This is a genomic window from Streptomyces sp. NPDC031670 (assembly GCF_055580545.1).
This window is the reverse complement of record NZ_JBVILC010000014.1, coordinates 154,686-170,134: the sequence shown is the minus strand read 5'-3', so window position 1 is coordinate 170,134 and position 15,449 is coordinate 154,686. Positions and strand designations below refer to the sequence as shown.

General features: G+C 72.7%; 16 protein-coding genes. 6 read left to right on the top strand and 10 right to left on the bottom strand.

The window, feature by feature from the left end:
* Positions 1-20 precede the first annotated feature (20 nt).
* From yczE to ACZ5ID_RS25385, 4 genes are all read left to right on the top strand, one after another.
* Complete coding sequence (yczE, locus tag ACZ5ID_RS25400) at positions 21-740, top strand: membrane protein YczE (protein WP_468902087.1); 720 nt, start codon at positions 21-23, stop codon at positions 738-740.
* Positions 737-1,501, top strand: a complete 765-nt coding sequence (locus tag ACZ5ID_RS25395; protein ID WP_468902084.1) for a glycerophosphodiester phosphodiesterase — start codon at positions 737-739, stop codon at positions 1,499-1,501. The genes yczE and ACZ5ID_RS25395 overlap by 4 nt, the downstream gene beginning before the upstream one ends.
* Before the next feature lie 56 nt (positions 1,502-1,557).
* Positions 1,558-2,910: an MFS transporter gene (locus ACZ5ID_RS25390; protein ID WP_468902193.1), complete on the top strand. Its 1,353-nt coding sequence runs from the start codon at positions 1,558-1,560 to the stop codon at positions 2,908-2,910.
* 254 nt (positions 2,911-3,164) lie between these two features.
* Entirely contained in the window at positions 3,165-3,539 is a 375-nt protein-coding gene (locus tag ACZ5ID_RS25385) for an RNA polymerase-binding protein RbpA (protein ID WP_067155573.1), read from the top strand.
* Positions 3,540-3,672: 133 nt separating this feature from the next.
* On the opposite strand, the gene fxsA is transcribed toward ACZ5ID_RS25385, so the two are convergent.
* The 4 genes from fxsA to ACZ5ID_RS25365 all read right to left on the bottom strand — a co-directional run bounded on the left by fxsA (position 3,673) and on the right by ACZ5ID_RS25365 (position 7,651).
* A complete protein-coding gene (fxsA, locus tag ACZ5ID_RS25380) occupies positions 3,673-4,254 on the bottom strand; it encodes an FxsA family membrane protein (protein ID WP_468902081.1) in 582 nt (193 codons plus the stop codon).
* An 87-nt stretch (positions 4,255-4,341) separates the two neighbouring features.
* Complete coding sequence (locus tag ACZ5ID_RS25375; RefSeq protein ID WP_358837701.1) at positions 4,342-5,109, bottom strand: polyprenol monophosphomannose synthase; 768 nt, start codon at positions 5,107-5,109, stop codon at positions 4,342-4,344.
* Positions 5,110-5,521: 412 nt separating this feature from the next.
* On the bottom strand, positions 5,522-7,201 hold the full coding sequence (locus tag ACZ5ID_RS25370) for an amidohydrolase (protein WP_468902076.1): 1,680 nt from the start codon (positions 7,199-7,201) through the stop codon (positions 5,522-5,524).
* A 9-nt stretch (positions 7,202-7,210) separates the two neighbouring features.
* Positions 7,211-7,651 carry an Lrp/AsnC family transcriptional regulator gene (locus tag ACZ5ID_RS25365; RefSeq protein WP_468902074.1) on the bottom strand — a complete coding sequence of 147 codons (441 nt, stop codon included), beginning with the start codon at positions 7,649-7,651 and terminating at the stop codon, positions 7,211-7,213.
* Positions 7,652-7,854: 203 nt separating this feature from the next.
* On the opposite strand from ACZ5ID_RS25365, the gene ACZ5ID_RS25360 reads away from it, so the two are divergent.
* Positions 7,855-8,289, top strand: coding sequence for a hypothetical protein (locus ACZ5ID_RS25360; protein ID WP_468902071.1), 435 nt, complete (start codon positions 7,855-7,857; stop codon positions 8,287-8,289).
* On the opposite strand, the gene ACZ5ID_RS25355 is transcribed toward ACZ5ID_RS25360, so the two are convergent.
* The 6 genes from ACZ5ID_RS25355 to ACZ5ID_RS25330 form a co-directional block, all read right to left on the bottom strand.
* The gene (locus ACZ5ID_RS25355) at positions 8,286-9,392 is read right to left on the bottom strand and encodes a phosphotransferase family protein (protein WP_468902068.1); all 1,107 of its coding nucleotides are present in this window, start codon (positions 9,390-9,392) and stop codon (positions 8,286-8,288) included. The genes ACZ5ID_RS25360 and ACZ5ID_RS25355 overlap by 4 nt on opposite strands.
* Positions 9,393-9,453: 61 nt before the next feature.
* Positions 9,454-10,575: an Rv3169 family protein gene (locus ACZ5ID_RS25350; protein WP_468902065.1), complete on the bottom strand. Its 1,122-nt coding sequence runs from the start codon at positions 10,573-10,575 to the stop codon at positions 9,454-9,456.
* A gap of 108 nt (positions 10,576-10,683) precedes the next feature.
* The gene (locus tag ACZ5ID_RS25345) at positions 10,684-11,856 is read right to left on the bottom strand and encodes an acyl-CoA dehydrogenase family protein (RefSeq protein WP_468902062.1); all 1,173 of its coding nucleotides are present in this window, start codon (positions 11,854-11,856) and stop codon (positions 10,684-10,686) included.
* 247 nt (positions 11,857-12,103) lie between these two features.
* Positions 12,104-12,733 carry a TetR/AcrR family transcriptional regulator gene (locus tag ACZ5ID_RS25340; RefSeq protein ID WP_468902059.1) on the bottom strand — a complete coding sequence of 210 codons (630 nt, stop codon included), beginning with the start codon at positions 12,731-12,733 and terminating at the stop codon, positions 12,104-12,106.
* Positions 12,734-12,836: 103 nt separating this feature from the next.
* Positions 12,837-12,998: an SCO1431 family membrane protein gene (locus ACZ5ID_RS25335; RefSeq protein ID WP_107503676.1), complete on the bottom strand. Its 162-nt coding sequence runs from the start codon at positions 12,996-12,998 to the stop codon at positions 12,837-12,839.
* A 91-nt stretch (positions 12,999-13,089) separates the two neighbouring features.
* The gene (locus ACZ5ID_RS25330) at positions 13,090-14,472 is read right to left on the bottom strand and encodes a C39 family peptidase (protein WP_468902057.1); all 1,383 of its coding nucleotides are present in this window, start codon (positions 14,470-14,472) and stop codon (positions 13,090-13,092) included.
* A 174-nt stretch (positions 14,473-14,646) separates the two neighbouring features.
* On the opposite strand from ACZ5ID_RS25330, the gene ACZ5ID_RS25325 reads away from it, so the two are divergent.
* Positions 14,647-15,276, top strand: a complete 630-nt coding sequence (locus ACZ5ID_RS25325) for a uridine kinase family protein (protein WP_468902054.1) — start codon at positions 14,647-14,649, stop codon at positions 15,274-15,276.
* Positions 15,277-15,449: the final 173 nt, after the last annotated feature.

Below are 15,449 nucleotides of genomic sequence, written 5' to 3'. Positions count from 1 at the left end.
ATTCCCAGCCACAGAGTGTCATGCATCGGTCCACCACCACCAGACAGGGGGGCGCTCACGTGTCCACACACCTCACCCGGAGGCTGCTCCAGCTCTATGTCGGCCTCACGCTGTACGGGGTGAGCTCCGCGCTGCTGGTGCGCAGCGGGCTCGGGCTCGAACCGTGGGGTGTGCTGCACCAGGGCATCGCCGAGCGGACCGGGCTGACCATCGGGGTCGTCTCGATCATCGTGGGCGCGCTGGTGCTGCTGCTGTGGATCCCGCTCCGCCAGCGCCCGGGCCTGGGCACGGTCTCCAACGTCTTCGCCATCGGCGTGGCGATGGACGCCACGCTCGCCCTGGTACCGGACGTCCACGGCCTCGCCGCCGAGATCCCGCTGGCGGCCGTCGGGATCCTGCTCAACGGTGTGGCGACCGGTCTGTACATCTCGGCGCGGTTCGGCCCCGGCCCGCGCGACGGCCTGATGACCGGGCTGCACCGGGTCACGGGGCGTTCCGTCCGGCTGGTCCGCACCTCGATCGAGGTGGCGGTGGTGGTGACCGGCTTCCTCCTCGGCGGTTCGCTGGGCGTCGGCACGGTCGCCTACGCCCTCGCCATCGGCCCGCTCGCCCAGCTCTTCCTGCGGGTCTTCGCGATCCCGGAGGCGGCGGGGGCCCGCGGGCGGGCCCCGGTCGGGGAGGCCCCGGTCGGGGAGGCCCCGGTCGGGGAGGCCCCGGCACAGGTGATACTGCCCGGGTGACTCGCGTACGCCACCCGTATCTGGACCATCCGACGCCGATCGCCTTCGCCCACCGCGGCGGGGCGGCGGACGGCATCGAGAACACCGCCGCCGCCTTCGGGCGGGCCGCTGCGGCCGGTTTCCGCTACTTCGAGACGGATGTCCACACCACGGTGGACGGCCGGCTGGTCGCCTTCCACGACTCCACCCTGGACCGGGTCACCGACGCCGTGGGCCGGATCGCCGATCTGCCGTGGGGCGAGGTGTCGCAGGCCCGGGTGGCGGGCCGGGAGCCGCTGCCGCTCTTCGAGGAGCTTCTGGAGGCGTTCCCCGAGGCCCGCTGGAACGTCGACCTCAAGGCCGAGTCGGCGCTCGTCCCGCTCGTGGAACTGATCCGGCGCACCGGCTCGTGGGACCGGGTGTGCGTGGGGTCGTTCTCGGAGGCCCGGGTCGCGCGGGCCGCGCGGCTGGCGGGTCCGCGCCTGGCCACCTCGTACGGGGTGCGGGGGGTGGCCGCCCTGCGGCTGCGCTCGCTGGGGCTGCCCGCGCCGCTGCGCCGGGGCGCGGTGTGCGCGCAGGTGCCCGAGTCCCAGAACGGCGTCCCGGTGGTGGACCGGCGCTTCGTGCGGACCGCGCACGCCCTGGGCCTGCAGGTACACGTATGGACAATCAATGATCCCGATCGGATGACGAAGCTCCTGGACCTCGGCGTGGATGGCATCATGACCGATCATCTGGAGACGCTGCGCAAGGTACTGACCGACCGGGGAACCGGGTTCTGAACTCCGCGCGCGCCCACGGGACGAACGGAAGGGCGCGGGGTTTGACCGCCGAGACCATGGGCCGGGCCGCCGCACAGGCGGTCCCGGACGCCGACCGCCGCCGCGAGCAACGCGGCTGGTACTTCTACGACTTCGCGTGCTCGGTCTACTCGACGACCGTCCTGACCGTCTTCCTGGGGCCGTACCTGACGGCCATCGCCAAGGACACCGCCGACGCGGACGGCTTTGTGCACCCGCTGGGCGTCCCGGTGCGGGCCGGGTCCCTCTTCGCGTACGCGGTGTCCGCCTCGGTGGTCCTCGCGGTGGTCCTGATGCCGGTGGTGGGCGCCGCGGCCGACCGCACCGGGCGCAAGAAGCCGCTGCTCGCGGCAGCCGCCTACACCGGAGCCGCGGCGACGGCGGGCATGTTCTTCCTGGACGGCCACCGCTATCTGCTCGGCGCGGTCCTGCTGATCGTCGCCAACGCCGCGCTGTCGGTCTCGATGGTTCTCTACAACGCCTATCTGCCGCAGATCGCGGGCCCCGAGGAGCGCGACCGCGTCTCCTCGCGCGGCTGGGCCTTCGGCTACACCGCCGGCGCTTTCGTCCTGGTCCTCAACCTCGTCCTCTACTCGGGCCACGACGGCTTCGGGCTGTCCGAGGGCACCGCCGTACGGATCTGTCTGGCCTCGGCGGGGGTGTGGTGGGGCGCCTTCACGCTCGTACCGCTGCGGCGGCTGCGGGACCGGCGCGCGCCCGCCGGGCACGTCCCGGCCGAGGGCAGGGTGGGCGCGGGCTGGCGCCAGCTCGTCGCGACCCTGCGCGACATGCGCGCGCGTCCGCTGACCCTCGCCTTCCTGCTGGCGTACCTGATCTACAACGACGGTGTGCAGACCGTGATCTCGCAGGCGTCGCTGTACGGCTCGGAGGAGCTCGGGCTCGATCAGAACACGCTGATCGTCGCCGTGCTCCTGGTCCAGGTGCTGGCGGTGGCCGGGGCGCTGGGGATGGGGCGGCTCGCCCGGACCCACGGCGCCAAGCGCACGATCCTGGGATCGCTGGCGGTGTGGGCGCTGATCCTGGGGACCGGGTACTTCCTGCCCGCGCACTCGCCGGTGCTCTTCTTCCTTCTCGCGGCGGCGATCGGCACGGTCCTCGGCGGCAGCCAGGCGCTGTCACGGTCGCTTTTCTCACACATGGTGCCGAGCGGCAAGGAGGCCGAATACTTCTCGGCCTACGAGATGAGCGACCGCGGACTGAGCTGGCTGGGGCCACTGGTGTTCGGGCTTGCGTACCAGCTGACCGGCAGCTACCGGGATGCCATCATCTCTCTCGTGATCTTCTTCGTGGCCGGCTTCGCGCTGCTCGCCAGGGTCCCGGTGAGGGCCGCGGTGGAGGCCGCCGGAAACCCGGTTCCGGCGCGGATTTAGACGTTGAAGTGAAAGGCCGGTAGTGTACGCCTTTGGCCTGCCAGGCGGACCGTTACTGCGTGCTCAACTAGTGAAGACGCTGGGTGACATCTGCTGCCAGATGTGACAAACCGGGCACTGGTGGGTACAACAAGGGGCGGCACGACGGCGACACATGACCCACAACGGGAATCTTTAACGCCGACCGGACGTTGACCGGATGACGACGACAGCGACACCTGTCCTGTGGGCGACAAGCCCGGGAGGCACGATTCATGAGTGAGCGAGCTCTTCGCGGCACGCGCCTCGTGGTGACCAGCTACGAGACCGACCGCGGCATCGATCTGGCCCCGCGCCAGGCGGTGGAGTACGCATGCGAGAACGGACATCGCTTCGAGATGCCGTTCTCGGTGGAGGCAGACATCCCGCCGGAGTGGGAGTGCAAGGCGTGTGGCGCCATGGCACTCCTGGTGGACGGCGAAGGTCCTGAGGAGAAGAAGGGCAAGCCCGCGCGTACGCACTGGGACATGCTCATGGAGCGGCGCACCCGCGAGGAGCTGGAGGAGGTTCTGGCCGAGAGGCTGGAGGTCCTGCGTTCCGGCGCCATGAACATTGCCGTGCACCCGCGCGACAGCCGCAAGTCCGCCTAAGCGCGCAAGCGCCGAAGCGCCCAAGTAGAAGAGGGCCGGTCCCACCGTTTTCGGTGGGACCGGCCCTCTTCTTGTGTCCGGTGCGACGCCGGACCGGATGCCCGGCGCGGCGGCGGCCGGCCCGTGCGGGCCGTCAGGTCAGCGGCGGCCGGGGGCCCCGCTCCTCGTGGTACGGGGAGGAGCCCGCGTCCTCGCGGATGACCTCGCCCCGCACCACCTTGCCGTCCGGCTGGTGGATACGGGCCTGCTGGAAGGCCTCGCCGAGGCCGCCGGGGCGGGCGGCGCGCATCCGCTTGTCCAGCGAGCGCTCCGCGTATCGGCCGAGCGCCCTGCGCACCGGCGGTACCAGGCAGAGCAGCCCCAGGACGTCCGAGAGCAGTCCGGGGACCATCAGGAGCAGACCGCCGAGCATCGTGAAGGTGTTGCCCTCGCTGCCGGGCCGCGGCCCGGCCTCCGGGCCCGCCGCCCCGGACTGCTGCCGCTGAAGCGTCTCGGTGAGGTTGCGGAAGGCCCGGCGCCCGGCCCGCTTGATGACGTATCCGCCGAGCACGGCGCCGGCGACCAGCAGGGCCAGCACGGTCAGCCCCCCGGCGGCGTCGGCCACCGCGATCAGCAGCGAGATCTCGGCGAGGAGCCAGGCGGCGATCCCCAGCGGAACGAGGGTACGCGCGCGGGAGCGCTTGGGCGGGGCGGAGGGCGGAGTGCCGGTCGTCATGCTCCCAGTGTGCCTGGGAGCACGACAGGACGGCGTAAGGGATCCGTCAGCGGTCGCCCGGCCGGGGCCGGAGCCGGAGCCGGACGCTCAGGAGGGCTTGCGCCCCATGAGCTTGTTGGCGCGCGAGCCGACGCCCCACGCGGTGACCCGCCACAGCGCCTCGACGATGATGTCGTTGCTCATCTTGGAGTCGCCGCGCTCGCGCTCGACGAAGGTGATGGGCACCTCGACCACGTGGTAGCCGGCGGCCACCGCGCGGCGGGCCAGGTCGACCTGGAAGCAGTAGCCCTGCGAGGCCACCTCGTCCAGGCCGAGGCCTTCGAGGGTCTCGCGGCGGAAGGCCCGGAAGCCGCCGGTGACGTCGCGGATGTCCACGCCGAGCAGCAGGCGGGAGTAGGTGGAGCCGCCGCGGGAGATGAACTCGCGGTGCTTGGGCCAGTTCACCACCCGGCCGCCCGGTACCCAGCGCGAACCCAGGACCAGGTCGGCCCCCTTGAGCGCGGTGAGCAGCCGGGGCAGTTCCTCGGGCTGGTGGGAGCCGTCGGCGTCCATCTCGACCAGGACGCCGTAGCCCTTCTCGACGCCCCAGCGGAAGCCCGCGAGATAGGCGGCGCCGAGGCCCTCCTTGCCCTTGCGGTGCAGGACGTGGACGTGGTCGTCCTCGGCGGACAGCTCGTCGGCGATCTTGCCGGTGCCGTCCGGGCTGTTGTCGTCGGCGATCAGGACATGGGCCTCGGGGACCGACTCCCGGACGCGGGAGACGATCGGCTTGATGTTCTCCGCCTCGTTGTAGGTCGGGATGATCACCAAGGCTCTGCCGAGCGGGCCGTATCGCCTCTGACCGCCGTCGTTCACTGCTGCCCCTTATTGTCCGTACGCAGGGCACCACCATAGCGAGCGGTGGGGGCACCGCCGCACCGCGAGGTCCCGGGGTGTCGGAATGGGGGCCCGGCGCCCTTCGGGCCGGCCCGGGGACCCGCTGGCTGCGGGCTGCCTGGAGCCGTTGTCTACTGAACGTCCGGGCCCCATCCGGGTCGCACGCTCCCCCGAGCTCCCGCGGAGCAGGGGGACCCCCCGGACGGCAGAAACCTTCTGTCGGCCGGACGTCCTGCGGTGGACCCGGCCGAACCTACCGGCCTCCCGCCGCGTTCTGTCAATAGCCGTTTGACCTGCGCAATCGTCCCGAACCAGCAGGTCAGCGAGGGAGATCCGCAGGTGGCGACGGCCCGGGGAGGGCAGCCTGACGGCCGTACGGAACGTCCTTACGTCACTCGTTCGGCCGGACGAAGACGGTGTGGCCGAACACCACCGTGCGCAGGCAGACCGGCAGCGCCGCACCCGGGCTCAGGTCGGGCAGCCCGGGCGTGCCCGAGCGCGGGTCGGTGGACCAGCGCGCCACCCGGTCGTCCGGCGCCTGCACCACCAGCTCGCCGGTGCGCCAGACCGCGTAGTCGGCGGGGGCGCCCGGCACCAGGGTGCCGGCGTCGTCCCGGCCGATGGCGCGCCAGCCGCCCCGGGTGTGGGCGGTGAAGGCGGCGCGGGCCGAGACCCGGTGCTCGGGGGTGCGGTGGAAGGCGGCTGCCCGGACGGTGCCCCACGGGTCGAGCGGGGTGACCGGTGAGTCGGAGCCGAAGGCGAGGGGCACCCCGGCGCGCAGCAGGGCCGCGTAGGGGTTCAGGGTGCGGGCGCGCGCGCCGCCGAGGCGCTCGGCGTACATGCCCTCCTCGCCGCCCCACAGCGCGTCGAAGGCGGGCTGCACGGAGGCGGTGAGCCCGAGCTCGGCGAAGGCGGCGATCGTCTCGGGGGTGAGCATCTCGGCGTGCTCGACGCGGTGGCGGGCGGCGCGGACACGGGCGAGGCCCACCTTCGCGGCGGCGGCCCGGACGCCCTCGACGACCGCGGTGACGGCGGCGTCCCCGATGGCGTGGAAGCCTGCCTGGAGCCCGGCCTCGGTGCAGGCGGTCACATGGGCGGCGATGTCGGCCGCGTCCAGGTGGGCGGTGCCGGTGTGCGCGGCGTCGGCGTACGGCTCGTGCAGACAGGCCGTGTGGGAGCCGAGCGCGCCGTCGACGAAGAGGTCGCCGGCCGCGCCGAGCGCGCCGAGTTCGCGGATGCGATCGGCGTCCTTGGGCCCGGTGACCTGCTCGGCCCAGTAGCCGAAGACACGCGGGCCGGCCTCCTCGCGGGCCAGGGCGAGCAGCGAGGTGAAGTCGTCCTCGTCGGAGATCTCGGGGCCGCCGCACTCGTGCAGGGTGCCGATGCCGAGGGAGGCGGCGTGGCGCAGCGCGGCCCGCTGGGCCTCCTCGCGCTGGCGCGGGGTGATCGCCGCGTGGGCGGCGGCCCGCACCGCGTGGTGTGCGGCGCCGGTCAGCGGGGCGTCCGGGTGGTAGCCGTCGAGGCCGGTGACGCCGGGGATCCGGTCGAGCAGGGCGGTGCCGGCGACCGCCGAGTGCACGTCGATGCGCGGCAGGTACAGGGGGCGCCCGCCGGTGGCCTCGTCGAGTTCGGCGCGGGTGGGCGGGGTCCGCTCGGGCCAGCGCGCCGCGTCCCAGCCGTGGCCGAGCAGCACGTCGTCGCCGGGGCGGGCCGCGGCGTACTCCCGTACCGCGGCCAGGGCCTCGGCGCGGGTGCGGGCGGTGGACAGATCGAGGCCGGTGAGCGCCAGGCCGGTGGCGGTGGTGTGCACATGCGCATCGGTGAACGCCGGGGTGACCAGGGCCCCTTCCAGGTCGACCACCTCGTCCACGCCCGCCGCGAAGGCGTCGGCCGCGCCCTCGGAGCCGACCCAGGCGATGTGCCCGCGTTCGACGACCATCGCCGTGGCGAACGGGTCGGCGGGGCTGTGGACCTCCCCACCGCGCAGCAGCACGGTGCGGTGGTCGGGCTCGCCGGCGGGCAGCGGGGCGACGGTTCGGGCCGGAAGGGCGGCGGCGCTCTCGGAACTCATGGGAACAGCCTAGATACGCGGCGGCCGTGCCTCGTACGGGGTCGAGAGAACGACGGTGGTCCGGGTGGAGACGCCGGCCAGCGAGCGGATACGGGTCAGCAGGTGCTCCAGCTCCAGCGGGGTCGCCACCCGCACCTTGAGGATGTAGTTCTCGTCGCCCGCGACGCTGTGGCACGCCTCTATCTCCGGCACCTCGGCCAGCCGTTCGGCGATGTCGTCGGGGGCGCTCGGGTCGAAGGGCTTGACCGAGATGAACGCGGTCAGAGGCAGCCCCACCGCCTCGGGGTCCACGACGGCGACATAGCCGCGGATGACCCCGCGCTGCTCCAGACGGCGTACCCGCTGGTGCACCGCCGAGGTGGACAGGCCCGTGGCCTTGCCCAGGTCGGTGTAGCTCATCCGCCCGTCCTTGACGAGCAGATCGACGATCTGACGGTCCAGCTCCTCCATGCCGGTCAACCTATTCCCCCAGGTCCCCTCCGGCACAGTCCGCGGCGACCGGAAGAGGCACCTGCGGCGGGCATGTGACGAATGCCACAGGTTTGTGACGCCCTGACGGGGGTCCACGCGGTTACGGACGGGGCGTGGCGGGAATTGCTTGCTGTGGTCGCGGCTACGGCGCCTTGCCGGCCCACCCGAGGGGGAGAATCCCAATGCAGAACATGAAGCGCGGCGGACGTGTGCCGAATGAACGCACCGACGAACGCACCGGTCCGGAGCTCGTCGCGCCTCTCGTCGAGGACGAGTACTCCGACGACGAGGCGGCGGACGCCTACGACACCTTCGAGATGTACCGGGTGATCTGCCCGGACTGCGCGCAGCCGATCGCGCTCCTCGCGGACGAGACGGTGCTGCCGGAGCACGCGCTGTGCCCGAGCCCCTGGAACCCGTTCGTCCTGACGGTGTGCGCCGGGACCGGCCGTCCCGCCTCCCAGAGCAGGCCCGCGGACATCTCCAAGGAGGTGCAGGAGCAGGACACCGCGCTGCTCCTGACGCTCCCGCAGGGCCTCGACTGGCGCACCCAGCCCTTCTCGCACGTCGGCGGCCCCGGCTCGCGCCCGATCCCGCGCATGCGCCGCGCCGCCTAGGCCGCGACCCCGCTCCAGTACGTTCCCCGCACCATCGCCTCCAGGCTCGCCCGGTGCAGGATCAGCGTGTCCGGGTCCTCGGGGACCCGGACCTCGCCGAAGTGCAGCTGACGGTAGGCGATCCTGAGCATCACCACCGCGTGCCGCAGGGCGGCGTAGAGCGTGTGGAACTCCATCGCGCGGGGCGTGTGGCCGGTCAACTCGGCGTAGCGCGCCTCGATGTGGTGGCGGGTCAGGAAGTCCGGCAGCCCCGGCTGGCCGAAACCCACCGTCAGATCCTGGAAGAAGCGGTGCAGGTAGACGGTCCAGCCGAGGTCGAGTTCGCGCGGGCCGAGCGCGGCCATCTCCCAGTCGAGGACGGCGGCGGGCTCGAAGCCGTCGTAGACGATGTTGCCGATCCGAGCGTCGCCCCAGCAGAGCACCGCCGGCCCTTCGTCGGCGGGCCAGTGCGCGTCGAGCCAGTCGAACGCGGACTCGATGAGCGGGGAACGCGGCAGGCCCTCCACCACCCAGGCGTAGTAGGCCCGTTGGGCTTCCACATGGCGCCGCAGGGGCGAGCCCTCGCCCCGCGGCAGCAGGAACGCGGCCTCCTCGGCCGGGAAGCCGTCGTGCAGCCGGGCGAGCACCGCGACGGTGGCGTCCTCCAGCCGCGCCCGCTCGGCGTCGCTCGCGGAGTGCAGCCAGTTCCCCTCGTACGTATAGGGCATGACGTCGGGCGGTACGCGCCCCTGCGCGCGCTCCATCACGAAGAAGGGCGCGCCGAGCGCGGCGGGGTCCTCTTCCAGCCAGAGCACCCGGGGCACCGGGACATCGGTGTGCTCGGCGACCAGGCGCATCACCCGGTGCTGACGGGCCATGTCGTAGACCGGGAAGACGGTGTACGCGGCCGGGTCGGCGGCGAGCCGCAGGGCGCAGGCGCGCACCGGCGCGTCGGGGTGGTCGAGGCCGAAGAGCAGGGTCTCGCTCGACATGCCGTTGGAGGACGGGGCCTCGACGCCGGTGACGCGGGCGCCGGGCAGCCGGGCGTCCAGCCAGCGGGCGAGCCTGCGGCCGATCTCCTCGGGGTCGCGCGTGGTGGTGCGGGGGCGTGGCGCCGTGGCCATGGGCGGTTCCCTTCTCGGGACGCGGAGGGGGCGGGGCGGGGAGGGGTCGGCGTTCGGACGGTCAGGGCGCGACGGAGCTGTACGTGGCGAAACCGCTGGGGTCGTGGCGGCCGAAGCTGCCGTGCTCGAAGATCCCGTACCCGGTCCGCCCTTCGAGGGTGAAGCGGGCGGCGTGGTCGGTGACGCCGTAGGCGGCCAGGGGGTGGGCGGCGGGGTCGGAGAGGTCGTGGACGCGGCGGTCGGTCCAGCCGCGCCCCTGCCAGGTGCCGTGCTGCCAGTCGTCCGCCGGCGGGTATCCGGCGCCGACGGCCAGCGGCGAGGAGGTGAGCACCTCGACGCCCAGCTCCAACGGCTCGCGGGCGGCGCCGGTGAGGTGGACCACCGCGCTTTCGGGGTGGCGGGTGCCGGAGCGGTAGGCGATGTCGGCCCGGGGCCAGCCGAGTTGGGCGTCCGGGTGACCCTCGCGCACGAGCACGGCTTCGTTGAGGGTGCGGTAGCCGTCGGCGTCCTCCTGGGCGATCACCATCAGGAAGCGGTCGTCGAAGCGGACCGGCACCCAGAGCCAGTGGAACCCCTCCGGCCGGTGCTCCTCGGCGCGCCCGTCGCTCTCGCCGGGGATCGGGCGCACCCCCCAGCTGCGGTCCCGGGTGCCGGTCCACTCCCCCGCCGCGACGGCGATCTCCTCGCCGCCGACGCGGATGGTTCCGGCGCAGTGGCCCGCCTGGACGAAGCGACGGCCTTCGAGCGTCAGCCGGTCGCCACGGCGCTGGACGTGGTGCGGCTCCCAGACGGCCGGGAAACCGGCCTGCCAGGTGATCTCGTACGAGAGCGAGGCGGGATCGGCCGGGTCGGGGGCGCAGTACAGGGTGAGGCGGCGCAGCGGCTCGTCGACGGTGATGCGCAGGGGGCCCACCGAGAGGTTCATCCGGTCGTCGGTGAGCGCGTCGCTGGCGCGGACGGCGTACAGCCGGTCGCCGAGGCGCAGGGTGGCGTAGGCGTCTATGACGCCGGTGTTGGGGTAGACGCCGAGGCCCGCGATCAGCAGGGCGCGGCCGTGGTGGTCGAAGACGTGGAAGATGCAGCGGTCGTAGGCGTTGCGGTCGCCGGTGGCGACGTGTTTCAGGGAGAGCGGGACCTGGTGGATCGGGTATTCGTCGAGTGCGATCGGACGGTCCTGGGACACGGCAACCTCCTGGACGACAGGGAAGTTGACGGTACGTCAGAAGCCGCGAAAAGCCAGCCCCCCGCGAGCCGGGGCGTACGGATCCGTACGCCCCGGACCCCCCAGGGGTCAGCGGGTCTCCGGACCCGCCAGATGGCGGGCGACGACCATGCGCTGGATCTGGTTGGTGCCCTCGACGATCTGGAGGACCTTGGCCTCGCGCATCAGGCGTTCGACCGGGAAGTCGGCGGTGTAGCCGTAGCCGCCGAGCACCTGGACGGCGTCGGTGGTGACCTTCATCGCCGTGTCCGTGCAGAAGAGCTTGGCCATGGCGGCTTCCTTGGAGAAGGGCCGTCCGGCGTCCCGCAGCCGCGCGGCCGACAGGTACAGCGCCCGGCCCGCCTCGATCTGGGTGGCCATGTCCGCGAGCATGAACCGCAGGCCCTGGAAGTCCGCGATGGGCCGGCCGAACTGCTGCCGCCCGGTCGCGTACGCCACGGCCTCGTCCAGCGCCGCCTGGGCGACGCCGACGGCGCAGGCGGCGATCCCGAGCCGGCCGGAGTCCAGCGCGGAGAGCGCGATGGCGAAGCCCTGGCCCTCCTCGCCGATCCGGCGGCTGTCGGGCACCCGGACCCCGTCGAAGTGCAGCTGGGCGGTGGGCGAGCCCTTCATGCCCATCTTCTTCTCGGGGGCGGCCGGGGTCAGCCCCTCGGCGTCGCCGGGAACCAGGAAGGCCGTGATGCCCCGGGACCCCTCGGCGCCGGTGCGGGCGAGGACGGTGTAGAAGTCGGCGACGCCGCCGTGGGTGATCCAGGCCTTGGTGCCGGTGATCACCCAGTCGTCGCCGTCCCTGACCGCTCTGGTGCGCAGGGAGGCCGCGTCGGAGCCCGAGGAGGGCTCGGAGAGGCAGTAGGCGCCGAGGAGACCGCCGCCGAGCATGGCGGGCAGATGGTCGGCCTGCTGCTGCTTGGTGCCGTAGCCGGCGAGGCCGTGGCAGGCCAGTGAGTGCACGCTGACGCCGAGGCCGACGGTCAGACGGGCGGCGGCGAGCTCTTCGAGGACCTGGAGGTACACCTCGTACGGCTGGTCACCGCCGCCGAACGCGGAGTCGTACGGAAGGCCGAGCAGTCCGGATTCGGACAGCAGTGAGAAGATCTCGCGCGGAAAGCGTCCGGCGTCCTCCTGCTCGGCGGCATGAGGGGCGATCTCCCGCTGGACGATGTCGCGTACCAGTGCGACAAGGTCCCGGGCCTCCTCGGTGGGCAGCTGTCGGTCCACCGGCTGTGGGGCGCGGTCGGGCATGGCGGCGCTCTCCTCCCTGTCGGGCGCTTCGGCGGTCGCGCGCGCAGGGTGTGGCCGCGCCGCCGGTGAATCTGCCGGACAGCCGATGCCTACCCTTCCGGATCACGGAAGCCGCAGGCTGGTGGCCGTGGCGCTGTGAGTATGCCCGATCGGACGCGTCCCGTCACTGGTTCCAAGATCACGGATTGCCCACCCGACGGTTACGGAACGAACCGCTTTCGCATGGGTGGCCGGGCGACCCGCGTCGTCAGCCGCCGGGCGCGGGCGAGGGGCAGGCCGGCTCGAACTCGGCGATGGTGTCCAGGGTCCGGCGCAGCATCCGCACCAGCAGTTCGCGTACGGTCGCGCGGTCGGGCTCCCGCGTCCGCAGCCACTCCAGGGTCACGCTCTCCACACAGCCCATCCAGCCGAGCAGCGCGAGCCGGGCGAGCACCGGGATGTCCCGTCTGCCGTAGGCGCCCTCCGCGATGGTGGCGACCAGCTCCTCGCGGACGGCGTCGCGTATCGCCTGGACCTGGGGGTCGAAGCCGACGCCGCCGGTGACGATCGTGCGGTACGCCGCCTGGTGGTGCTCGGCGTAGAGCAGATAGCCCTCCATCGTGCGGTGGACCCGGTCGGCGCGCGGCAGCTCGGTGTGGCCGGCGGCCCGGGCGACCAGATCGGCCACCGAGTCCTCGACGATGGCCAGGTAGTAGCCGCGCTTGCTCTTGAAGTAGTAGTAGATAAGGCCCTTGGCCACCCCGGCGTGCCGGGCGATGTCGTCCATCGACAGCGCGTCGTAGGACGTGTCGGCGAACAACTTCCGCCCCGTCGCGATGAGTTCGGACCGACGGACCTGCGATCGCCCGCTCGCGCCCCGCTGTTGACTGGTGCTCAAATCCGTCCCTGGTCTCCGACTGCCACAGGATCTCGGCAGTATGGCAGACCGCCCTACGGGCTGTCGGACGTGCCGGGCCGGCCTCGCGGAGCCGGCCCGTGGATCACAGCAGACCGGTCTGGGTGACCAGCATCGCCAGGACCACCACGAGGGTCCATCCCAGGAAGTGTTCCAGGATCTTGGGTCCGTCGTCCGGGCCGCCGGTACGGGCGCGGAGCTCGGCCAGGGCGCGCGGGTCGTCGGCGGTGGTGGCGTGCAGGGTCATGGGATCTCACTCGGTCGTCTGACGGTGGACGGTCCCCCCGGGTGCCATTTCAGAGTGCCAGCAGATGCGGGCGGCGAGGGGGAGACGTTGGTCACGCCCGTACGCCCACCGAGGCCAGCGCCCTGCGCCGGCGTTCTCCCTGGCGCGCGGGCCAGTACAGATAGCAGACGCCGCCGGTGCCGGAGACGACCTTGCCGGCGGCGTTGTACCGCTTGGTCCGCAGCCAGATGTTCTCGAATTCCCGCCGCCGGTAGACGCGGCGCACCTCCGGGTCGCCCGGCGACGCCGGGTCGTTGGCGATCACGTCGCCGTCTGCCGTGAAGCCGATCACCGTCATCAGATGGCCGGAGGTGCCGTAGCCGGCGCCGGTCAGCTCGGTCTTCAGGAACGACTGGGAGGTGATGGCCGGGACACCCGCCCGGATCAGCGTCTCCAGGTCGTTCAGGGAGCTCAGCCGGGTCACCACCGCGCTCATGTCCCGGTACGTGGCGGCGTACGCGGCGTTGAAGGGCCAGTTGCCGCAGCCACCGTACTGGTAGTCGTAGGTGTACCGGGCCGCGTGGCAGACCTGGGGGTCGGCGAAGGCCGGGTCGACCCAGGCGAGGTCCGCCCCCGTGGGCCCGCGGCCCCAGTACTCGATGATCATCTCCGAGGAGGTCGGGCTGCACCAGGCCTCGCCGCCGTTGTCGTACTGCGGGTACTGGCCCTTGTGGATCTCCTGCGAGTAGCGCGGGACGAGCAGCTCGCCCGAGTACGCCGGGGTGGAGGCGGGCACCGTGAAGCGGTCCGGGATGTCGGAGGCCATCGCCCCGAGCCGCCACACCGTGGGAGTGAGGCGGGTGCCGGGAGCGCGGTAGAGGGTCAGGCGGAGCCGGTAGGAGGCCAGGCGCAGGCCGCTCGCCGCGTCGTCGATGGCGAAGGTGTCGGTGTAGACCGTGCTCCTGCCGTCGCGCTGGCCGTCGACCGAGGTGCGCCGGATGTCGGCGTCGCCGTCGCCCGCGGTCCAGCGGCCCAGCACATACGCCGGGGTCGCGGCGCCGTCCGTATAGGTGCCCAGCAGCTCGACCTGGAGCCAGGTCCCGGCGGGGGTGTGCGCGTTCCAGTGGGCGATGGCCTCGGTGGCCGGGACGGGCGAGCGGTGCCGCGGCGAGGTCCAGGTGGCGTACTCCCAGGTGGCCGTCTTCCCGGTGTGCGGGTCGGTGTAGTCGATCCGGCCGGCGGGGCGGGCGATGACCAGGCCCGGGCGGCGGCCCGGGACGGCCCGCACCCCGTCGGCGTCGCCCGAGCGCCAGTCGGCGTGCGTGGTCCAGGCACGGTTGTCCACCAGGGAGGGGACGCCCTTCGCGGGCCGGCCCGGGGCGGTCCGCGAGGCCGAGGGGGCCGGGGCGGCCACCGCGGAGGCCGGGACGGCGGTGGCCGCCGCGGCGGCGAGCGCGGCGGCCAGGACGGTTCTGCGCGGAGTGGGACGGGTCATGGGCGGGACCCCCAGTCGGACGAGGATGGGGCGGTGGGCGCGGCCGTGGGCCAACTATCCCGGGTCCCGGGCGACTTCTGCCAGAGACGCGCGCCGGACCGCGCCACCAATATGGGTCTGGACCACTGATATGACCGGCGCCGCCGCCCGGGGCCGCCGATCTAGGGTGGAGGCATGGCAGAACTCGACGGAATCGCGGCGGCCGTGCGCGCCCTGCCGCCCTCCTGCGGACCGGTGCGGCTGGTCGCGGTGGACGGGCACGCGGGCTCCGGCAAGTCCACCTTCGCCGGACGGCTGGCCGCCGCGCTCGGCGGGGCGCCGGTCCTCCATCTCGACGACCTCGCCACCCACGAGGAGTTCTTCGCCTGGACGCCCCGGCTGCTCGCGCAGGTCATCGGGCCGCTGGCGCGCGGCGAGGCCGGGCGGGTCACGCCGTACGACTGGGACGCGCGCCGGTTCGGGCCGCCGGTTCCCCTGGCGCCGGCGCCCGTGGTGCTGATCGAGGGTGTGGGGGCGGGCCGGCGCGAGGTTCGGCCGTGGCTGGCGTTGCTGCTGTGGATGGAAATGGACGCCGAGGGGTCCTGGGCGCGCGGTCGCCGACGGGACGGAGCGGCACTTTCCGGCTTCTGGGACGAGTGGACGGCGGCGGAGATACGCCATTTCGCCGCTGATCCTTCTCTTCCGTATGTGGATGCGTTGGTACGACAGTGTCAGGAGGGATACGAGTGGCTGCCGAGGCGCGATTCCGCACCCCGCGCACACCGTTCCCTCACGGAGAGTGAGCGCTACCCCCCGTTGGGCTGAACCGTCGGAAAACCGCCCCTCGGACTCCCCCAACTCCGCTTGACCCGGGGGCCGTACAGGTCTTACGTTCTGAATGTGCGGCTTTCCGGAGTCGCCGCGGACGCGAAGCCCCCGGTTGTTCCCCCGTGATCGGGGGCTTCGTTCTGCCTTTTCCGGCCCTCTCACCGGGCATG

What these genes read in the sequence shown, in the direction of transcription:
- ACZ5ID_RS25370 (WP_468902076.1), bottom strand. Translation starts at nt 7,201, where the DNA reads ATGAGTTCCGAGAGCGCCGCCGCCCTTCCGGCCCGAACCGTCGCCCCG.
- ACZ5ID_RS25355 (WP_468902068.1), bottom strand. Translation starts at nt 9,392, where the DNA reads ATGGCCACGGCGCCACGCCCCCGCACCACCACGCGCGACCCCGAGGAG.
- yczE (WP_468902087.1), top strand. Translation starts at nt 21, where the DNA reads ATGCATCGGTCCACCACCACCAGACAGGGGGGCGCTCACGTGTCCACA.
- ACZ5ID_RS25335 (WP_107503676.1), bottom strand. Translation starts at nt 12,998, where the DNA reads ATGACCCTGCACGCCACCACCGCCGACGACCCGCGCGCCCTGGCCGAG.
- ACZ5ID_RS25390 (WP_468902193.1), top strand. Translation starts at nt 1,558, where the DNA reads ATGGGCCGGGCCGCCGCACAGGCGGTCCCGGACGCCGACCGCCGCCGC.
- ACZ5ID_RS25330 (WP_468902057.1), bottom strand. Translation starts at nt 14,472, where the DNA reads ATGACCCGTCCCACTCCGCGCAGAACCGTCCTGGCCGCCGCGCTCGCC.
- ACZ5ID_RS25385 (WP_067155573.1), top strand. Translation starts at nt 3,165, where the DNA reads ATGAGTGAGCGAGCTCTTCGCGGCACGCGCCTCGTGGTGACCAGCTAC.
- ACZ5ID_RS25325 (WP_468902054.1), top strand. Translation starts at nt 14,647, where the DNA reads ATGGCAGAACTCGACGGAATCGCGGCGGCCGTGCGCGCCCTGCCGCCC.
- fxsA (WP_468902081.1), bottom strand. Translation starts at nt 4,254, where the DNA reads ATGACGACCGGCACTCCGCCCTCCGCCCCGCCCAAGCGCTCCCGCGCG.
- ACZ5ID_RS25345 (WP_468902062.1), bottom strand. Translation starts at nt 11,856, where the DNA reads ATGCCCGACCGCGCCCCACAGCCGGTGGACCGACAGCTGCCCACCGAG.
- ACZ5ID_RS25360 (WP_468902071.1), top strand. Translation starts at nt 7,855, where the DNA reads ATGCAGAACATGAAGCGCGGCGGACGTGTGCCGAATGAACGCACCGAC.
- ACZ5ID_RS25365 (WP_468902074.1), bottom strand. Translation starts at nt 7,651, where the DNA reads ATGGAGGAGCTGGACCGTCAGATCGTCGATCTGCTCGTCAAGGACGGG.